The sequence below is a fragment of the Crocinitomix catalasitica ATCC 23190 genome, from assembly GCF_000621625.1.
GTDB classification, from domain to species: Bacteria; Bacteroidota; Bacteroidia; order Flavobacteriales_D; family Crocinitomicaceae; genus Crocinitomix; species Crocinitomix catalasitica.
In genome coordinates this window covers 67933-85817 of the sequence record NZ_JHXV01000015.1, presented here as the reverse complement: position 1 = coordinate 85817, position 17885 = coordinate 67933, and the positions used below count along the sequence as shown (strand labels likewise).

The window sequence follows — 17885 nt, the reverse complement described above, 5'->3', positions numbered from 1 at the left end:
TTTTTATTAAAATTTATCAATCATTTCCATTAATACTTGCTTCTTTCTTGTCGAAACAGGAACCTTAGTACCATTCTTTAGTATGATATCTCCTGATGATTTTGAAAACTCTTTAATGAATTTTGTATTGATTAAATGTGATTGATGTACACGCAAAAATCCGTGATCAGTAAGTAAATTATCGAATTCTTTTAATGTTTTAGTAACTAATAATTTAGTTCCATCGACAAAATAGAACGTCGTATAATTAACACTAGACTCACATCTTAATACCTCTGAAATCTCAACAATATGAATTTTTTCAAGCGTATTTAAAGCCAACCTTTTAGGTTGATCTAAATTCTCCTTTAACAGACCAATTCTATCCGTAGGACTATTTTGACTACTCACCCTTTTAACCGCTGCCATTAATTCATCTGGATCAATTGGCTTCAATAAATAATCAACTGCACTAAAACGAAACGCTTTAACGGCATATTGATCCGAAGCAGTTGTGAAGATCAATTTAAAATTCTGGTCAGTGACAATATCTAAAAGGTCGAAACCTGAACCATCTGGCATTTGAATATCTAAAAAGAGTAAATCAGGTTTTAATTCCTTCAGTAATTTAGCACCAGACACAACACTTTCTGCCTCACCAATTACTTCAATTTCTTGGCAATAATTATTCAAGTCCTTTTTGAGAACTGTTCTTGCTTCAGCAATATCATCAATTATGACAGCTTTGATCATAATTTCGATTTAATGGAATCTACAGAAATCTCATTGTGTGACGCTTGATAAATACATTTACCATCTTTGACCAATAATATTTGAGGGGATTGATGCATGACATTCAATACATGAGATATTTCGTTAGACACATCTCTAAATTTTATTAAGTCAAGATAAACAGGAGTTAAAGCATCTTCCTCAATATCCCAATAATTTTCCAATCTACTTAACGCCATTGAACTTATAGAACATCTCGTACTATGTTTTAAAAACAATACAGGTTTTGTGTTGCTTCCTTCTATTAACTCATTCAAAAGATCTATAGAATCGAGGTTAACCCAATCTATACTTGTCGATGCTTTTGATTTACCGAATCCAAAAAACCCCATTAGTACGCAGATTTAAATTGATCTAGAAAACGCATATCGTTTTCAGAATATAATCGTAAATCACCCACTCTATATTTAAGTTGAGCAATTCGTTCTACCCCCATTCCAAAGGCGAACCCTGAATAGACTTTACTATCAATATTAGCAGCTTCTAAAACAGCAGGATCCACCATTCCACAGCCTAAGATCTCAAGCCAACCAGAGTATTTACAAACATTACAGCCTTTTCCCTTACAAATTGTACAAGATACATCTAATTCGGCACTTGGTTCTGTAAAAGGGAAATATGAAGGTCTCAATCTAATTTTAGTTTCTTCCCCAAAAACTTCTCTTGCAAAATAATCCAAAGTTTGCTTAAGGTCTGCGAAAGAGACATTCTTATCAATATATAATCCTTCGAGTTGATGAAAGAAACAATGTGCACGTGCAGAAATTGCTTCATTTCTGTATACTCTACCTGGCGAAATTGTTCGAATAGGCGGTTTAGAATTTTCCATAACGCGCACTTGAACTGAAGAAGTATGAGTTCTCAGCGCCATTTCATTCTCGCCCTTTTCAATAAAAAAGGTATCCTGCATATCTCGCGCTGGATGTTCCGGGGGAAAATTCAAGGCAGAGAAATTATGCCAATCATCTTCTATTTCTGGACCTTCAGAAACAGTAAAACCAATCTTCGCAAAAACTTCAATAAGCTGTTTACGAACAATAGCTAGCGGATGTCTTGCACCAATTGCATCACCAATCACCGGTCGACTTAAATCTATTTGTTCTTTTGTTGTATCAACCTTGACAGTTGAATCAATTAATGCTTTTAATTCTTCAAAGCGATCTTCACTGCTTTTTTTCAGTGCATTAATTCGTTGTCCAAATTCCTTTTTTTCTTCAGCAGCAATATCCTTTAAATCTTGGTAAAGACCTTTAAAAATATTCTTTGCCCCAAGGTATTTTATACGGTATTGCTCTAAATTCTCTGCATTAGAAACCTTAGCTGCAGCTATATCTGACTGGATTTGTTCTATTTTTTCTTTTAAACTCATGCCCTAATTGTAACTTTTGACTGGTCTTAATTGTTTTAATACAGAGCAGTCAGTAAAATAAGACTGTAAATTTACAAAAAAACCAGTATACATTTGACTGAATTAAAATTAGCTTTGGACAACTATTTTATTATTAAAAGTGTATTGTAAATAAATAAGATAAACTTTCTCTAAAAAAATATTGTATTTTTGCTAGCAGAAGGTTTTGAAATGAAAAACTGAAAACTTGAAAAAAATGAATAATATAATCGCAAAAATCGGATTTCTTTTAGTTACGGGTGTTGTAATTGGTGCAAGTTTAGTATCATGTCGTAAAGAAGCAGCTACGGTAGCACAAATTCGAATTATAGATACTGCAGGAGAAGCAGTTAGCAAGGCTAGAGTTAGACTTTATGCCACTCCAACAATTGACGAACATGGCGCTATTATTATAGACGACACATTATTCACGGATGCTGCAGGATTAGCAACATTTGATTATAGTGATATGTTCAATTTAGGTCAAGCAGGATTCGCAGTTTTAGATATTGAAGCAAATAGTGGAGACACAATTTTTGGTGACGGTATCATAAAAATTGAACAAGAAACAACCACAGTTGAAACGATTGTGGTCCAATAAATAATTAAACTTTATTATTAGCCCATTTCAGTCAATCGACTGGAATGGGCTTTTTTTATACTCATTCCAATGAATTTTGAAGAAGTCATAAGGCAATTCCATCCAGAAACTGAATTTGAAGTTATACGTGAAAACCCTACTTATAACTTTATAATAAAGTCTGCACGTCTTGATAAAAACTACATCATTTTCACCGAAGGATTGTCTAAATTCGATCAACCAGTCAATGATCAAAAGGCTTTATATAAGCATATAGAACTATATTTTTTATTGCCTGACTATATTCAACCAACACAGGATCATTGGCCAGTGAATTGGCTTGATATTTTAGCAGAAATTCCAAGTAAAAAAAACACTTGGTTTGGACCTGGTGACACAATTCCAGCCGGTCAACCACCAAAATCGTTGAGTACCTATTTTGATGCAAACACCTTTATGTTGGTAGACCCTATTGCGATAAATTATCTTTTCGAAGACACAGAAGAAATGAGCTTTAAAGCCTTGGGAATATTACCATTATTCGACACAGAAATCGCATATAAACTAAAGAATTCTGCCACATTATTGATGCGTAAATTATTAAAAGCAAATGTAAGTGAATTGGTAGATACCTATCGCACACCAGTTTGTAGAAAAAAAATACTAGGTTTTTAGTTGAAGAAAATTCATAACTTTATAGTCGATAGATAATAAAAATTAAAAAATGCAACGGTTAACGAAAGCAGAAGAACAAGTAATGTTACGATTATGGGGCTTGCAAGAAGCGACTGTTAAAGATATCATTCAGTTTTACCCTTTGCCGAAGCCTGCTTATAATACAACCTCTACAATAGTCCGTATTCTAGAGAAGAAGAAGTTTATAGGCCATAAGAAAAAGGGAAGAGGATATATTTATTTTCCAAAAGTATCCAAAATCGCCTATCGCGATCACCTTGCAACATGGCTATTAGAAAACTATTTCGATTCATCTAATCAAGATGCAATCAATCATTTCAACACAACAAAAAGCTTAGAGGAATTATTATAAATCTTTCGTTTCGACTCTAAAACCAATATCAACAATTTCCTTTAATGACGATTCGCGCATTGCGTGTTGGAAGCTAAAACTATATGTTCCAGATCTATCAAATCTACCGCCACTAGCTATCAAACTGTGGAACTCTATAATTGTTCCGGATTTCTCACCATTCCATTTGCCATCAGGTTGGGCTAAAATAAACTCTAGGGTATCTAAAGCGGACTCGCCATTTGGATATTCACTTTTAAGAAACATATAAATATTCTCATAAGCATAATCCGTCGTAGTACGCAGGTTTACCCATAAATTTAATTGAGAAATGGTGTCAGTAACTTCAAACGAGAACTCCTTTATATCATCACTTTCCCAAACATTGTTTTCAAAACCTAAAAATTCGTCATAAACCTTATTATCATCACAAGAAACCATAGTGGTAAAAGCAAAGATAAGCAGTATATTCCTTAGCAATCTAGCGTACATTATTCCTCTTTTTTAGCAGTTTGATTTGGATTCGGCTTATTTGGCCTCGGCTTATTCGGCCTTGGTTTTTTAGGCCCAGTTTTCTTTACAGTATTCTGAGCAGAACCTTCCGCTTTTGGTTGATTAGGATTCGGTTTTGGCTTAGGACCGTTATTTGGTTTCCTTTTTTTGTTCGGCTGATTACGTGGACCTACTTTTTGTTCACCTTGTCCTTGCGATTTTGGTTTTGGTTTAGCATTCGGATTCGGCTTACCTTTTGGATTTGGCTTACCTTTAGCATTCGGATTAGGCTTCGCATTCGGATTAGGTTTATTCACCTTTTTAACTGGTCTATTATTCGCTTGTTTTAAATCTTTCGGTTTATTACCCGCGTTTTTATTTTGGCCAGACCCACTCTCCTTAGCCGAAGGCTGATTTCTCTTCGTATTGTTTGATCTTTTCTTCTTCTTTTTATTCTTGAAGACATGTTCGAATCTACTCAAACTATCTTGCCCAACGACATCTGTATAATCCGGAATTTCAACCTCAACCTCAATCATATAATCCTTTAGATCAGTTGGTGTTTTTCCTTCTTTATTTAAAGCAATAATTTCTTTTACTCTATCGGGAGTTAATGGAATAAAACCACCAGAACCTGGATTACTTTTATCATCTTGCACGTACCACATTTGTTCTTTAAAAACATCTGTTTTCACATGATAAGCGATACCTTTTTCAGTTTTAAGGCGAATATCAGAGCTCGGAAATTTCTTTAGTGCATCCAAATAAGCATCTAGCTCATAATTTAAACAACATTTTAACTTTCCACATTGACCTGCTAATTTTTGCGGGTTTAATGATAATTGTTGGTATCGGGCTGAAGCTGTTGAGACAGATCTAAAATCTGTTAACCAAGTAGAGCAACATAATTCACGACCACAAGAACCAATTCCACCTAAGCGGGCAGCCTCTTGACGAACGCCAATTTGTTTCATTTCTATTTTCAGCTTAAACTCGTCAGCTAAATCACGAATTAATTGTCTGAAATCAATTCTTTCTTCAGCGGTATAATAAAAAGTTGCTTTATTACCGTCTCCTTGATATTCAACATCAGAAATTTTCATCTGCAATGCCAATTCTGACGCTAACTTTCTTGAAGCAAACATTGTCTCAGACTCTAGCCCTCGATATTTTTGCCATTTTTCTATTTCTTCGCTTGAAGCTTTACGATATATTTCCCTAGCTTCGTGTGCTTTAAAATTGTTTGTTTTTTTCCTTACTTGTATTCTAGCTAATTCACCAATTACGGATACAATTCCTAAATCATAACCTGGACTGGCGTCGACAACAACAACATCACCAACTTGTAATTGATAATTTTTTATGTTGCGATAAAAACCTTTACGGCTATTTTTAAATCTAACCTCTACTATATCGTAAGGACTTTGACCATTTGGCAATTCAACATCTGCCAACCAATCAAAAACAGACAATTTGCCACAACTTCCAGTTCCGCATGACCCGTTGCTTTTGCAACCACCTGGCACACCACCATCACTTGAACAATTACTGCATCCCATTATTTATCTTAATTTTAATCAACATGTAAAGTTAACGCTTTAAAAGCAATTAGCTACAATAATTTAAACGATCAATTAACATACGATTGAGAATAAATCTTTTTAATTGATAATTGAAAGCGTTAGAATTCGTTTTTAAAAAAACCAGTTTAGATAAATATTTAAAAATCAAAATTGGATTTAAATCAAACTTAAAACAGAAAGTCATATAACTATATTAATAGTTAAAAGCCTACACTCCTTTTTTAATCAGCTTAGTAAGCTTTATCATAACATCGCTAAAGAGAATTTTTGCACTTGCATTTCTTTCCAAGTGATAAACAGCTTCATTAAACTCGTCCATTAATTGAACAATATTTTGGTTATTGATAAAGCGCGCAAATTTTTGTAAAAACTCAAATTCTTCATTTCTCAAATTCACCAATTGATCCTTCATATAATTCATCATTATACTTTCCCGGAAAATATACAAGGCATATTTCAAAAAGTTCTTTTGATTCTCTTTATCTAAGGCCGCAGCTTCAGAAGCAATATCCATTAAATCAATAGGATTTGCGGTATAAGCAGCGCGCATCATTTTAACAAATAATGAGAAATATACATGTTGGTTTTTCGCACCTTGTACTAAATCAATTGCCTCGTTAATATTCCCTTGACTGAGACCCGCTGTTGATTCCGCAAAAGATTTCTCAATCGCAAACTTTCCAACAAGATAGTTAGCAATATCATCAGTTTTTAAATTCGGTATTCTTATTGTCTGTGTACGTGATAAGATAGTCGCTAAAATATTCTCTGATTGATTACATACCAAAAGGAATATGGTCTTTTCTGGCGGCTCTTCAAGTAACTTCAATAATTTATTAGCGGCCTGATTATTCAATTTTTCAGGAAGCCAAATAATCATTATTTTATACTTACCACTAAAAGATTTTAAGCTTAATTTCTTTAGAATTTGTCGACTTTCTTCGACAGCAATACTTGCATTTTTACCAAGTTCCCCAAGAGATTCTTGCCATTGGTGAAGATTAAAATACTGTCGTGTTTTAAGCAAATGTGTCCATTCTACCCATCTATCTTTAGAAGAACCTACTTTATTCGTTTTATTGGCAACAACAGGATAAACATAGTGCAAATCTGGATGTACGTAATTTTGTACTTTTTTACAATGATCACAAACCCCGCAAGAATCTGTCTTCGTTGGGTTATCACAAAGTAAATATTGAGCAAAAGCAATTGCCAAAGACAGTTTACCTGAACCCTCTTGACCGAGAAACATTTGAGCATGACTAATACGCCCAGTTTGCACCTCTTTTATGAGCTTTTTCTTCGTGCTTTCATTCCCTATTACGTCCTTAAATAACATAGACCGTAAAAATACAATATATTCATTACACTAAATTAAGCTTCAACGACTAAATTATTCTTATTTTAGACTGCTCCAAAATATATTTAAAACGAAAAAAATGAAAAAGTTAGGATTAGGATTAGTAGCCATATTATTTGCAGCGATAAGCTCAACAGCACAAATTAAGGTACAAGAAAAAGAAGTTAACATTGACGGGAACAAGAATGGATTTGAAGTTTTTATTCCTTATGGAAATGAAAAAGAAACAGATAAAGATTTAAAAGAAGAACTAAAAGATTGGAAAGGAAAATACAGCAGTAAAGATTTTGTTTTTGTTGATGATTGTAAGTTAAAAGATATGGGCGAAAACTCGTTCGATGTTTACGCTAAAATTGTTGAAGAAAAAGATGGTGGCACAACCGTTTCAATGGCAGTTGATTTAGGTGGTGCTTTTTTAAATTCTAAAGAACACGGCGATCAAGCAAAAGTAATTGAAGATTTCATGTATAAATTCGCTGTTAAAGCCGCAAAAAACATTGTTGCAACAGAAATCAAAAATGAAGAGAAAATTCTGAAGGATAAAGAAAAAGAATTAGAAGACTTGGCTAAAGAACAAGAAAAGATGAAGAGTGAGATTGAAGATTACAAGAAAAAGATAGAAGGATTAGAAAAAGACATAGAAGAAAACAAAGCAAGCCAAACGACTAAAAACGGTGAAATTACTGCACAGAAAGAAGTAGTTAAAACGGTTGAAAAGAAAAAAAATGAAGTGAGATAAGTCCACGACAATTTCTTGATTAAATTTAGAGCCGTTCTATATCAGGAACGGCTTTTTTATGGCTGCAAGTTTTAAACATTATTTTATACTAAACCTCATCGTATTTGTCTGGGGTTTTACTGGCGTATTGGGAGATCAAATTTCCATTAATTCTGAACGCATCGTATTCTTCAGAATGGGTATCGCATTTTTAAGTTTGTTATTGGTATCTAGATTTATCAAAACCACACCTTTGCACCCAAAAGACATTCTAAAACTTTTAGGTACCGGATTGATTGTAGGACTACATTGGTACACATTTTTCTACGCGATAAAAATAAGTACAGTTTCAGTTGCTGTGGTTTGTATGTCTAGCACAACTTTATTTACAGCGTTTGTTGAACCCTTGCTGTTTAAGCGTAAAATACTAGCGAATGAAATAGTTCTCAGCTTTATTATTCTAATCGGTATTATACTAATTTTCGGATTCGAACCCAAATACGCATTAGGCATTTATGTTGGATTGATTTCAGCTTTATTAGCGGCATTTTTCGGTGTTTTAAATGGCATTCATATTAAAAAATATCAACCCGTATCAATTACCAAATACGAAATGCTTGGAGGTTTTCTATTTATGGGAATTTGTTTGATGTGGACCAATCAAATTACAACAAAAATGTTTCAGCTCTCATTAACCGATTGGCTTTACTTACTAATCTTAGGAATTATTTGCACTACTATCGCTTTTATGGTCAGCGTTTGGATTATGAAATATCTGTCTCCATTTACCGTTAGTTTAAGCATTAATATGGAACCTATATATGCGATAATTATCGCACTTATTGTGAGTTATTATCAAGGTGAATCAAGCGAAAAAATGTCTATAGGATTCTATTTTGGAGCATCTATTATAATAGGTGCAATTTTTATCAATTCGTACTTCAAGAAAAAAAAGGCAAAAAGAAAAAAAATAATTCCGATCTAAAAAGAAAATTACATTAATTATACTTAATTTAAGAGCATTATTTCGCAAAAACAATACATTTGCGCGGTTAAAAAGCCTAATCAATATTAAAAAAAATATGGCCAAGAAAAAATTTATTGTACCCTTCGATTTTTCTGAAGTAGCAGAAAGCGCTGTTGAACATGCTTTAATTACAGCAAGTGTAGTCGGTGCTGATGTTCATTTATTACATGTAGTGTCTAAAAAAGACGCAATTAAAGAAGCAAAAGTAAAATTAGTAGATGCTGTAGAAAAAGCACTTTCACACACCAAATCTAAAGGTGTTGAAATTATTAGTCATGTTCGTGTTGGAAACATATTCGATGACATAGCAGAATTTGCTGTAGAAATTGGTGCAGAACTTATTTTTATGGGGACTCATGGAGCGCATGGTTGGCAACATATTACTGGAAGTCACGCACTGAAAGTAGTTACCAATTCACCTACTCCATTCATCATTGTTCAAGAAGCAAAATTAAATGAATCAGGGTATGACGATATCGTTGTTCCTCTTGACCTACATAAAGAAACAAAACAAAAATTAACTTTAGTAGCCAATATGGCCCACTATTTTAATTCGCGTGTTCACGTTATTATTCCAAATGAAACAGACGAATTCTTAATTCATACCGTTAAGGCGAATATCATTTTTGCAAACAAATTCTTTGGAGAACGGAATATAGAAGTTACGACAACATTAGCTGCATCTAAAAACTTTGATGAAGAAGTTATAAAACATGCCGTTAAAGTAAATGCGGACATTATTACGATTATGAATCTTCAAAAAAATCAATTATTCGGTGGTGGTGTATTAGGAAGTCAACACGAACAGTTTATGATTACGAACGAAGCTAAAATCCCAGTTTTATTAGTAAATCCAATAAATGCAACAAACGCATATCAAGCGATTTTTACATAAAAAGCTACAATAAAAGACATTAAAAATAAGCGTTCCGAAAGGGCGCTTATTTTTTTTTGAACAATAATTTCGTGTTAATTAATTGATAATTAAGCATTAAATTGTAAATTCGTGCAAAATTATTGCCTAACTTCGCAACGTTATCATTTTATCGACGTCTAGTGAAAGATTTGAGTGGAATAATTATATGAAAAACACAGTATCAAATATTGGAATTGGCTTATTGGGTATCATGCTTATTGCCCGTGTTTTAACACTAGAAAGTGAAACAAGTATTCGCGAAGAAAGTAAAGTCGAATTCATTAAAGAGACTGAAATTAGTGCTACAAACTTCATTAACTTTTCATCTTTCACTCCCTTGATTAAAAATGCAACTCCCAAAGCTAAAACAAAACTCAAACTCAAAAAGGTTGCTCCAGCTGTAGCAACTGAAGACGTTGAACCTGTTTTGGTAACAGAAACAAAGGCGCAAGAAAATCTTGAAACATCTAAACAAGAAAAAGAAACCTTTGCCTACCCGCTTGATGGTAGAAGTACTTTAACCGTTAACTTATCACATCATTTTCCTAGGAAAAAAATCAACGTTAAAAAAAGCTATTCACCCACAAAGTAGCATTCTCCTTCAAAAAACTTCTATTTAATATTCGCCTGAGCAATAATATCTTTGCGCATAGCAGATCAATTTTCTTATATTTACAAAAAAAAATACTCATTTATGGCAAGTGATTCAGATTTATCCAAAATTCAGGCTGTCAAGGAATTAATTTTTGGACAAGAAATTCAAAATTATGATACTGAATTTAAAGAAATAAATGCCCGATCTTTAAAGAATGAAGAGAAAAGCAAAAACGATTATATAGCTTTAAATAACGCCATTTCGAATTTAGAAAAATCTGTTTCTGCTCGAATTGATCGTTTAGAAGCAGACTTGAATAAAAAGTTAGCCTTGTTAGACGACAAAAAGACCGACAGAGCTAAATTGGGGAAAATGCTTATCCAAATTGGCGAAAAATTACAAGACCAATAAAGTTATCTGACATATTATGTCACAAGACATGAATCAATTCGAAGAACTTCGTCGACTTATACTTGAAGTGGACAGGGAAGAGAATGCCAGAAAAACTGACGAAATAATCACTAAACTTGACGAATTAGAAAAGGAATTGAATGATCCAGACAAATTTGCCAATGTTATCCAACAATCAAAAGCAGAAGTAATTGACGTTTTAGGTCCAGTAATGGGTAAAATGATCAAAAAATTCATTTCCTCAGAAATTGAAAAATTAAAAGAGGGAATTGAACGTAAAAGTAAAGCCATCTTTTCATTTGAATTTCTAAAACGGAAAATCAAGAGTAAAATGACAGGTGTTTCAGAGGAAGAATTATTACTGAGCGATTCAATTGGCAGTTCACTACTTCAGGTTTTTGCAATTGAAAAAGATACTGGTATATTGATTGGTACTTATTCCCCAAAAAACATATTAGAGGCTGATCTTGTTGCAGGTATGTTATCTGCAATCAAGTCGTTTGTAGAAAGTGCTTTTGGGGAAGAAGATTCGGAGCTAGAAAGTTTATCCTACAGTAACTATAAAATTTTACTTTATAATTTCAACCGCTATTATTTTGCCTGTGTTCTAGAAGGCATAATTGATGCTAAAATTAAGGAAGAATTACAAGATGAATTCTTAAATTTAGCGGATAAAGAATTGGGTTCTTTATCCTTTAAAAAAATTGATGGCGACATTCGAAAAAAAGTAGAATTGGCATTGTCAAAAGCTTTTGAACTTAAATACGGCGCTAATTTTAGGGCAGATAATTAATGAAATCGATTACAAAAAAGATAGTACTCCTTGGAAATGAAGGCGTTGGTAAAACATCCCTCGTAAAAAGATTTGTACACAGTATTTTTAACGATCAATATTTGTCGACAATTGGAATTAAGATTTCAAAAAAGACGATTCAAATAGAAGACACTGAAGTCAACCTGATGCTTTGGGATATCGCTGGTAATATGATGAGTAAAACACTTTATCAGAATTATTTAAAAGGCGCACATGGCGTATTTTTAGTTTGTGATGGAACTAGACCCGAGACATACGAAGCTGTAATTCAAGAAAAGGACATGCATATAAACGTTGATTTTAAAGAAAGCATTGCTTATTTAATTGTCAACAAATCAGACTTGATGACCGAAATAGATAAAAATAAATTAGAATCTTCCAAAGTAGATTTTTATACCAGTGCAAAAACAGGTGATAATGTTGAATTTGCATTTCAGCGAATGGCTGAAAATTTTGTAGATACAAATACATAAAATGATGTCGCGTGCTATGCAAAATTCTGAAGATGAAATTAAATCGCTTAAAGCTGAGGTTAAGTCTTTAAGAGCAGAGAATCGTGAACTAAAACAGGTTGTTTCTGAACCACTCGAACATCAACAGCAGACTATAGAAGCTGAAAAAAAAATAAAGGATCAAAACGAAAAGCTTAAAAAATACAATCTAGAACTAGAGCAATTCACATACGTTGCTACTCACGATTTAAAATCTCCTCTTACAAATATCCAGGGCTATCTTGACTTATTAGAACTTGACCTTGTCGATCCTTCAGAAGACATCAAAGACTCTTTAAAATGGCTTAAATACTCCGTTGCTGAAGCGAGAAGTGTAATTGTAGAGTTGACCAATGCTTTAAAAGCGAGAAATAATAAAGAAGAGCTATTAAGTAGTATAAATTTGGAGGAATTAGTTGAAAGCATACTTTCAGGAATGCGTTCAACAATCTTAGAAAAATCAATAATTTTTATTTCAGATTTAAGCGAATTAAATATAATAAAATATTACCCGGTTGCCCTTCGGAGTATTCTACAAAACATTATTTCAAATGCGATTCAGTACATTGGCGATTCAAACCCTGCAGAAATTCACATTACATCGAGCAGTACAGAATCACATATTAGTATTTCTATCCAAGACAACGGTTTAGGCATTGATTTAGAAAAAGACAAAGCAAAAGTATTCGGTCTTTTTAAACGTGTAAGTAATGATCAAAATGGGTCGGGAATTGGCATGTTTATAGTCAATAATTTACTAAAAAATTATGGCGGAGAATTGGCCGTAGAAAGTGAAATTGGTAAAGGTTCGACTTTTACAGTGATCATCCCAAATGAAACAAATAAAGAATAATGACTATGCCTTCCTTCAATCACCTTTTATTAATTGACGATAGCGATGCAACCAATAATTTTCACAATAGGTTATTGTCTAAAATTAAATTTGCGCACCAAATTTCAACCAAAAAAAATGGACAAGAAGGTTTAGAGTTTTTGGATCAATGTGAAACTTATCCTGAAATTATTTTCTTAGACCTCAACATGCCAATAATGGATGGATTTGAGTTTTTAGCTGCAATAAGTGAACAAATTAAAACACATAATTATCACGCACCATTAATTGTTATTCTATCATCCTCAGAAGAGGTAATTGATAAAGAAAAATGTCATACGCTTTATGATAATCTACTATTCTGTAGTAAACCTTTAACAATTAATCAAATCAACGAGATAAAACTATACAAAGGGAATTAAAGATATTTAAGCTTAATAATTTTAAAAGCGCTACTTGCTTGAGAAGCCAAATCTGCAAAAATCATGTCAGATTCGTTCACACTGCCCTCCGTTAAGTTTTCAAGTTTTTTTATTAAATCTAGAATTCCTGTCAGATCGAACATACTAAAACTCGACTTTAGTTTGTGTGCATTCATTTTAATCCCCGATAAATTCTTTTCATTAACACTTTCATTTAAATCGTGTATTGTATGCTCCGCTTCCTTAACAAACATAACCACAATTTCTTGAATAAAGTCTTTATCACCAACACCGGCATCAATTAGTTGCTTAAAAAATTTTTCACCTCCTGTGAAATCATTTGCCAACTTATTATCTGGATCAATTTCTTGCATTATCATGTAGCATTAGTTTACGATTCAAAACATGTATAATCTTAAACCAGGATACAAGTTACAAGAATAAAAAGTAGCTAAAACAGTGATTCGCTAACTGAGCAAATTTTATCGATTAATGAAACAAAAAGGTATTATTTTTTTATGAAAGACGCTCTTTTAATTCCTTTTTATATTTGCGACTGACTTTAATTGTTTTTTCCCCAATCTTTAAGCCATCCTCATTCATTGCTTCAATTTTATTGATCGCCACGATAAAAGAGCGATGCACTCTTGCAAATTCTGTTTCACCAAGTTTTAATAGGATTGACTTCATTGTTGACAAAACAGTGAATCGTTTGTCTGCAGTATAAATCTGCACATAATCTGCAAACGCCTCGATATATAGGATACTTGAAAAGTTTAATTTAATCAATTCAGTTCCAGACTTTACAAAAATAAATTGTTCATCGTCACTTTCGTTTAATGCGATAGCAGCTTTGATTTCTTTAACTCTTTTAACTGCTTTTATAAAACGATTGTATTCGATCGGTTTTACTAAATAATCCGTCACATCATAATTATATGATTCTGCCGCATACTCTGTTTTAGAACTAATAATTATTACCTGTGGTATATTTTTAGCTTGCTCAATAAAATCTATACCATTCATTTGTGGCATTTCAATATCAAGAAAAATTAGATCACATTTATATTTATCAATGTTTTCCAAAGCTATAAGTGGATTATCAAACTCAACTTCTAGCGTAAGATAATCTGTAAAATTTATATAAGATTTGATGATCTCCCTAGAGACTTTATCATCATCAAGTATTGCTACCTTTAACATATTGGTTTTTAGATTCTGTCCAAATATACATTAATCAATATGAGCATGTATAAAATTAGGTGTATTAATTTTTATGAAATGTAGTTTGAATATACGGATTTTTAAATTATAATTCCAAAATAATAAAGAGTGATCTATTATTAACATTGTGCTCATCCTCCGTACAATCCTTATTTTCTCTACAATCATTCAATAAATTTGCCTCTCCATAGCCATTCCCTAAAATCCGATTTGGATTTGAAACTTGACTTCTCATATACTTGCAAATGGTTTCTGCCCTTTTTTTAGACAGTGCTAAATTACTACTTTCACTACCCCTTGCATCTGTATAAGTCTTTACTTCTATCTTCATTTCAGGATGGTCATTTAACACTTTTACGACTTTATCAAGTGCATATTTTGCTGGAGCTGATAAAACCGCCTTCTGCGAATCGAAATGAAGATTTTCTAAATTCAACATCTGACCTAAATCACTGCCTTTCGTTACTTTCGACATACCTAAATCTACCTTTTTACTGAGTAAATATTTGCCATTCACTTTCATGGTTTCCGAATAAATCACCTCTTTACTTAAATAGCCTTTCTTCTCAAGTAATACGGTATAACTAATTCTGTCATTCACTTTATTATCATGAAGGGGAACCAGAAGATCTCCTCTTAAATTGGTATTATAAGATGCTTCATTTGCAAAAACATTATTTATCAAGGTAATTTTTGCATCTCGAATAGGAAGCTGTGTTTTTTTATCAAATACATGAAGGAAAATAGATAAACCTGGATCTTTTTCCAAGACCAAATCAACTTTAACAAAATTATCCTTTGCATAGGTATCTACACCACTAACAGCGTCGAAGAAACCTTCTTTTTGGCCCCGAATATTATATGTTTTCTCTTCTTCTAAAAGGAATGAAAATTTACCATCTTCGCCAGTAATAACAACCTCTTCTTCACCAGAAATTAGATCGAACAATACAACTCTCGTATTGGCAATTATATCACCGTTTTCATCTCTAGAAACACCAATAACTTCTTTACCAAATTCGTAAGGTTTAGATAAAGAAAAACTATAGATATCATCACTCCCTTTTCCGCCATCTCTATTGGAAGCAAAATACCCAAATGATTGATCAGCCTTCATAACAAAAGAAAAATCATCTTTATTGCTATTTATTGGAGCTCCTAAATTCATTATTTTACCAAATGTCCCGTTTCCTTTAATCTGGCCTAGATAAATATCCATACCGCCTAAACCAATTCTACCATCTGAAGTAAAAAACAACATTTGATTATTGGCATGAACAAACGGAAACATTTCGTCTCCAGCGGTATTAATTTTAGGCCCTAAATTTTCTGGCTCTCCGTATTGATTATTTTCTAAAACTGGACAACGATACAGGTCTACACCGCCATAACCGCCCGGCATGTTTGAAGCAAAATATAACCACTTACCATCGTTCGTAAAATTGGGGTGACCGGTAGAGAATTCAGTATTATTATAAGGAAAATCAGGTAAATCTTTCCATTTTCCATCTTCAAATTGAGCAAAAGACAATTTTAAACGTGTAAACCCTTTAGAACTTTTACCATCATAATTATTGCAAGTGTATGCAACTATTTTATTATTCGGACTAAAACTTAATGGTCCCTCATGATATTTTTTATTGACATTACCAGCAAATAACCGAGGATATGACAATGTATTATCTTCGGCGCGGTTGGCTGTATAAATATCTAAAAAAGGAAGACTATTTGCGTTCCATTTTCTGCTAACAGCTTTCGTTTCCTCTCGACTAGAAATAAAGACCACTTGATCTTTAAAAAAGTTTGGACCAAACTCTTGTTGTTCGGTATTAATTTCTAAATTCTCTATAGAAAAATCAGGATTCGGTTGTGACAAAAGTTGATAAGAATTTTTGTCTGCTAGGATCAATCCATTGCGATTATCATCAGGATTTTCAGCCGTATATTTTTTCAACCAAATTTCAGATTCCGCATATTTTTTATTCTCACGCAAAATCACTGCATAATTATAAATATCCTCTGCTTTATACCCTTTTGTATTAACGATTTCATGAAAAATAGGTTCGGCATCAGTTGTATTATTCAATCGCCATAAACTTAAAGCAGTATTCCGCTTTGTCTCTATTGTCTCTTGCGCTAAAGATTGGTATAATTCTAATGCTTTATCATAAGAAAAACCTTCAAACGCCTTATTGGCCTTGTCTATTTTACTAGAATCCACTTGGCCATATCCGTAGCACGAAGACAAAATGACAATATACCAGAATAGATTTTTCAATTTCATTGCTCTTTAAAAATAACGCGGTGATTCAATTTTTTCTTTGTTATTAAATATAAAGTCATAACGCAATAAGAGCTCGTGGGAACCAGCGTTATATCGGCTTGATGAATTCGCAAATGACCAATCGTACCCATAACTCAAGGCAAATTGCTCAGTTATATTAACCCCAATTAGCATACCAGCGGCATCTCCATATCTAAACATTGGTCCTACCCAAAATCTATTGTTAAAATAGACAAGCGCCGTTGCATCAATTGCAAGTGGTGCACCGGCAACATATTTAATATAGGCTGTTGGTTTCAATTTAATTTTTTTATTCTTCGACAAATTAAGCATAGCGCCTGCTATGAAATAATAATGTCTTTCAGCTAAGTTTAATTTTTGATCTGTTCCTTCTATAGAAAAATCGTTCTCTAGCACTTGAGGTGTTGAAATTCCAACATAGAAATTTTCAGTATAATAATATGCTCCAGCACCAAAATTAGGAACGATACGACTCTGTACATCTTGTGCAAAAAGTGGATCATCTTCAGTATCTGTATCAATTTCAGTTAATTTATCTGATCGCACACTTATTCCACCTTTAAGGCCAAAAGAAAGTTGACCGTTACCTAATCGCAACTTGTACGAAAAATCTGCAAAAACACTTGAGTTCTTAGACTTCCCAATCTTGTCATTTAACAAGCTCAAGCCGACCCCTAATTTATCACTAAAAATTGGTGAGTGTACGCTAACTGTTTGTGTGATTGGTGCACCTGGAAAGTTCACCCATTGTGAACGATGAACACCTGTCATGGTTAATGCCCCTCTTGTTCCAGCATAAGCAGGGTTTACACTCAAAGTATTAAAAGAATAATGTGAGAACATCGCTTCTTGTTGCGCTGATGTATTTATAGCCACTAGCATAACAAGCATCAATAATATGTTATATCTTTTTCTGTTCATCATCTAAAT

At 33.1% G+C, this 17885-nt stretch carries 22 protein-coding genes; 12 read left to right on the top strand and 10 right to left on the bottom strand.

The window, feature by feature from the left end; genetic code table 11:
- Positions 1–6: 6 nt before the first annotated feature.
- Genes T367_RS0110320 through pheS form a run of 3 tightly spaced genes read right to left on the bottom strand, consistent with a single transcriptional unit; the run spans position 7 to position 2140 of the window.
- Positions 7–732, bottom strand: coding sequence for a LytR/AlgR family response regulator transcription factor (locus tag T367_RS0110320; protein WP_027419773.1), 726 nt, complete (start codon positions 730–732; stop codon positions 7–9).
- On the bottom strand, positions 729–1103 hold the full coding sequence (gene ytxJ, locus T367_RS0110315; protein WP_072032190.1) for a bacillithiol system redox-active protein YtxJ: 375 nt from the start codon (positions 1101–1103) through the stop codon (positions 729–731). The genes T367_RS0110320 and ytxJ overlap by 4 nt, the downstream gene beginning before the upstream one ends.
- Positions 1103–2140 carry a phenylalanine--tRNA ligase subunit alpha gene (gene pheS / locus T367_RS0110310; protein ID WP_027419771.1) on the bottom strand — a complete coding sequence of 346 codons (1038 nt, stop codon included), beginning with the start codon at positions 2138–2140 and terminating at the stop codon, positions 1103–1105. Before pheS ends, ytxJ begins: the two co-directional genes overlap by 1 nt.
- Positions 2141–2375: 235 nt before the next feature.
- On the opposite strand from pheS, the gene T367_RS0110305 reads away from it, so the two are divergent.
- The 3 genes from T367_RS0110305 (at position 2376) to T367_RS0110295 (ending at position 3786) form a co-directional block, all read left to right on the top strand.
- The gene (locus T367_RS0110305) at positions 2376–2759 is read left to right on the top strand and encodes a hypothetical protein (RefSeq protein ID WP_027419770.1); all 384 of its coding nucleotides are present in this window, start codon (positions 2376–2378) and stop codon (positions 2757–2759) included.
- A gap of 69 nt (positions 2760–2828) precedes the next feature.
- Positions 2829–3413 carry a suppressor of fused domain protein gene (locus T367_RS0110300; protein ID WP_027419769.1) on the top strand — a complete coding sequence of 195 codons (585 nt, stop codon included), beginning with the start codon at positions 2829–2831 and terminating at the stop codon, positions 3411–3413.
- A 49-nt stretch (positions 3414–3462) separates the two neighbouring features.
- Positions 3463–3786, top strand: a complete 324-nt coding sequence (locus tag T367_RS0110295; protein WP_027419768.1) for a BlaI/MecI/CopY family transcriptional regulator — start codon at positions 3463–3465, stop codon at positions 3784–3786.
- Here the strand turns inward: T367_RS0110295 and T367_RS23890 are convergent.
- The 3 genes from T367_RS23890 to holB all read right to left on the bottom strand — a co-directional run bounded on the left by T367_RS23890 (position 3781) and on the right by holB (position 7179).
- Positions 3781–4257 carry a gliding motility lipoprotein GldH gene (locus T367_RS23890; protein WP_072032189.1) on the bottom strand — a complete coding sequence of 159 codons (477 nt, stop codon included), beginning with the start codon at positions 4255–4257 and terminating at the stop codon, positions 3781–3783. The two genes, T367_RS0110295 and T367_RS23890, sit on opposite strands and share 6 nt — an antisense overlap.
- Entirely contained in the window at positions 4257–5816 is a 1560-nt protein-coding gene (gene ricT / locus T367_RS0110285; RefSeq protein WP_027419767.1) for a regulatory iron-sulfur-containing complex subunit RicT, read from the bottom strand. Before ricT ends, T367_RS23890 begins: the two co-directional genes overlap by 1 nt.
- A gap of 232 nt (positions 5817–6048) precedes the next feature.
- Positions 6049–7179, bottom strand: coding sequence for a DNA polymerase III subunit delta' (gene holB / locus T367_RS0110280; protein ID WP_027419766.1), 1131 nt, complete (start codon positions 7177–7179; stop codon positions 6049–6051).
- A gap of 100 nt (positions 7180–7279) precedes the next feature.
- On the opposite strand from holB, the gene T367_RS0110275 reads away from it, so the two are divergent.
- From T367_RS0110275 to T367_RS0110235, 9 genes are all read left to right on the top strand, one after another.
- Positions 7280–7939 (top strand): hypothetical protein, encoded by a 660-nt coding sequence (locus T367_RS0110275; protein ID WP_027419765.1) that lies wholly within the window; start codon positions 7280–7282, stop codon positions 7937–7939.
- Between the two features lie 58 nt (positions 7940–7997).
- Entirely contained in the window at positions 7998–8903 is a 906-nt protein-coding gene (locus T367_RS0110270) for a DMT family transporter (RefSeq protein WP_027419764.1), read from the top strand.
- 97 nt (positions 8904–9000) lie between these two features.
- Positions 9001–9840, top strand: a complete 840-nt coding sequence (locus tag T367_RS0110265) for a universal stress protein (RefSeq protein ID WP_027419763.1) — start codon at positions 9001–9003, stop codon at positions 9838–9840.
- Between the two features lie 187 nt (positions 9841–10027).
- Positions 10028–10453 carry a hypothetical protein gene (locus T367_RS0110260; protein ID WP_027419762.1) on the top strand — a complete coding sequence of 142 codons (426 nt, stop codon included), beginning with the start codon at positions 10028–10030 and terminating at the stop codon, positions 10451–10453.
- Between the two features lie 102 nt (positions 10454–10555).
- Positions 10556–10867: a hypothetical protein gene (locus T367_RS0110255; RefSeq protein ID WP_027419761.1), complete on the top strand. Its 312-nt coding sequence runs from the start codon at positions 10556–10558 to the stop codon at positions 10865–10867.
- 28 nt (positions 10868–10895) lie between these two features.
- Positions 10896–11660, top strand: coding sequence for a hypothetical protein (locus tag T367_RS23885; protein WP_157454194.1), 765 nt, complete (start codon positions 10896–10898; stop codon positions 11658–11660).
- Positions 11660–12154 (top strand): Rab family GTPase, encoded by a 495-nt coding sequence (locus T367_RS0110245; RefSeq protein WP_027419760.1) that lies wholly within the window; start codon positions 11660–11662, stop codon positions 12152–12154. Before T367_RS23885 ends, T367_RS0110245 begins: the two co-directional genes overlap by 1 nt.
- A gap of 16 nt (positions 12155–12170) precedes the next feature.
- On the top strand, positions 12171–13025 hold the full coding sequence (locus tag T367_RS0110240; protein ID WP_169736050.1) for a sensor histidine kinase: 855 nt from the start codon (positions 12171–12173) through the stop codon (positions 13023–13025).
- A gap of 5 nt (positions 13026–13030) precedes the next feature.
- Positions 13031–13426: a response regulator gene (locus tag T367_RS0110235; RefSeq protein WP_169736049.1), complete on the top strand. Its 396-nt coding sequence runs from the start codon at positions 13031–13033 to the stop codon at positions 13424–13426.
- On the opposite strand, the gene T367_RS0110230 is transcribed toward T367_RS0110235, so the two are convergent.
- The 4 genes from T367_RS0110230 to T367_RS0110215 form a co-directional block, all read right to left on the bottom strand.
- Positions 13423–13806 (bottom strand): Hpt domain-containing protein, encoded by a 384-nt coding sequence (locus tag T367_RS0110230; RefSeq protein ID WP_084274379.1) that lies wholly within the window; start codon positions 13804–13806, stop codon positions 13423–13425. The two genes, T367_RS0110235 and T367_RS0110230, sit on opposite strands and share 4 nt — an antisense overlap.
- 136 nt (positions 13807–13942) lie before the next feature.
- On the bottom strand, positions 13943–14629 hold the full coding sequence (locus T367_RS0110225; protein WP_027419756.1) for a LytR/AlgR family response regulator transcription factor: 687 nt from the start codon (positions 14627–14629) through the stop codon (positions 13943–13945).
- A gap of 106 nt (positions 14630–14735) precedes the next feature.
- Complete coding sequence (locus tag T367_RS0110220) at positions 14736–16928, bottom strand: OmpA family protein (protein ID WP_211252701.1); 2193 nt, start codon at positions 16926–16928, stop codon at positions 14736–14738.
- A gap of 12 nt (positions 16929–16940) precedes the next feature.
- Positions 16941–17879, bottom strand: coding sequence for a PorP/SprF family type IX secretion system membrane protein (locus T367_RS0110215; protein ID WP_027419754.1), 939 nt, complete (start codon positions 17877–17879; stop codon positions 16941–16943).
- Positions 17880–17885: the final 6 nt, after the last annotated feature.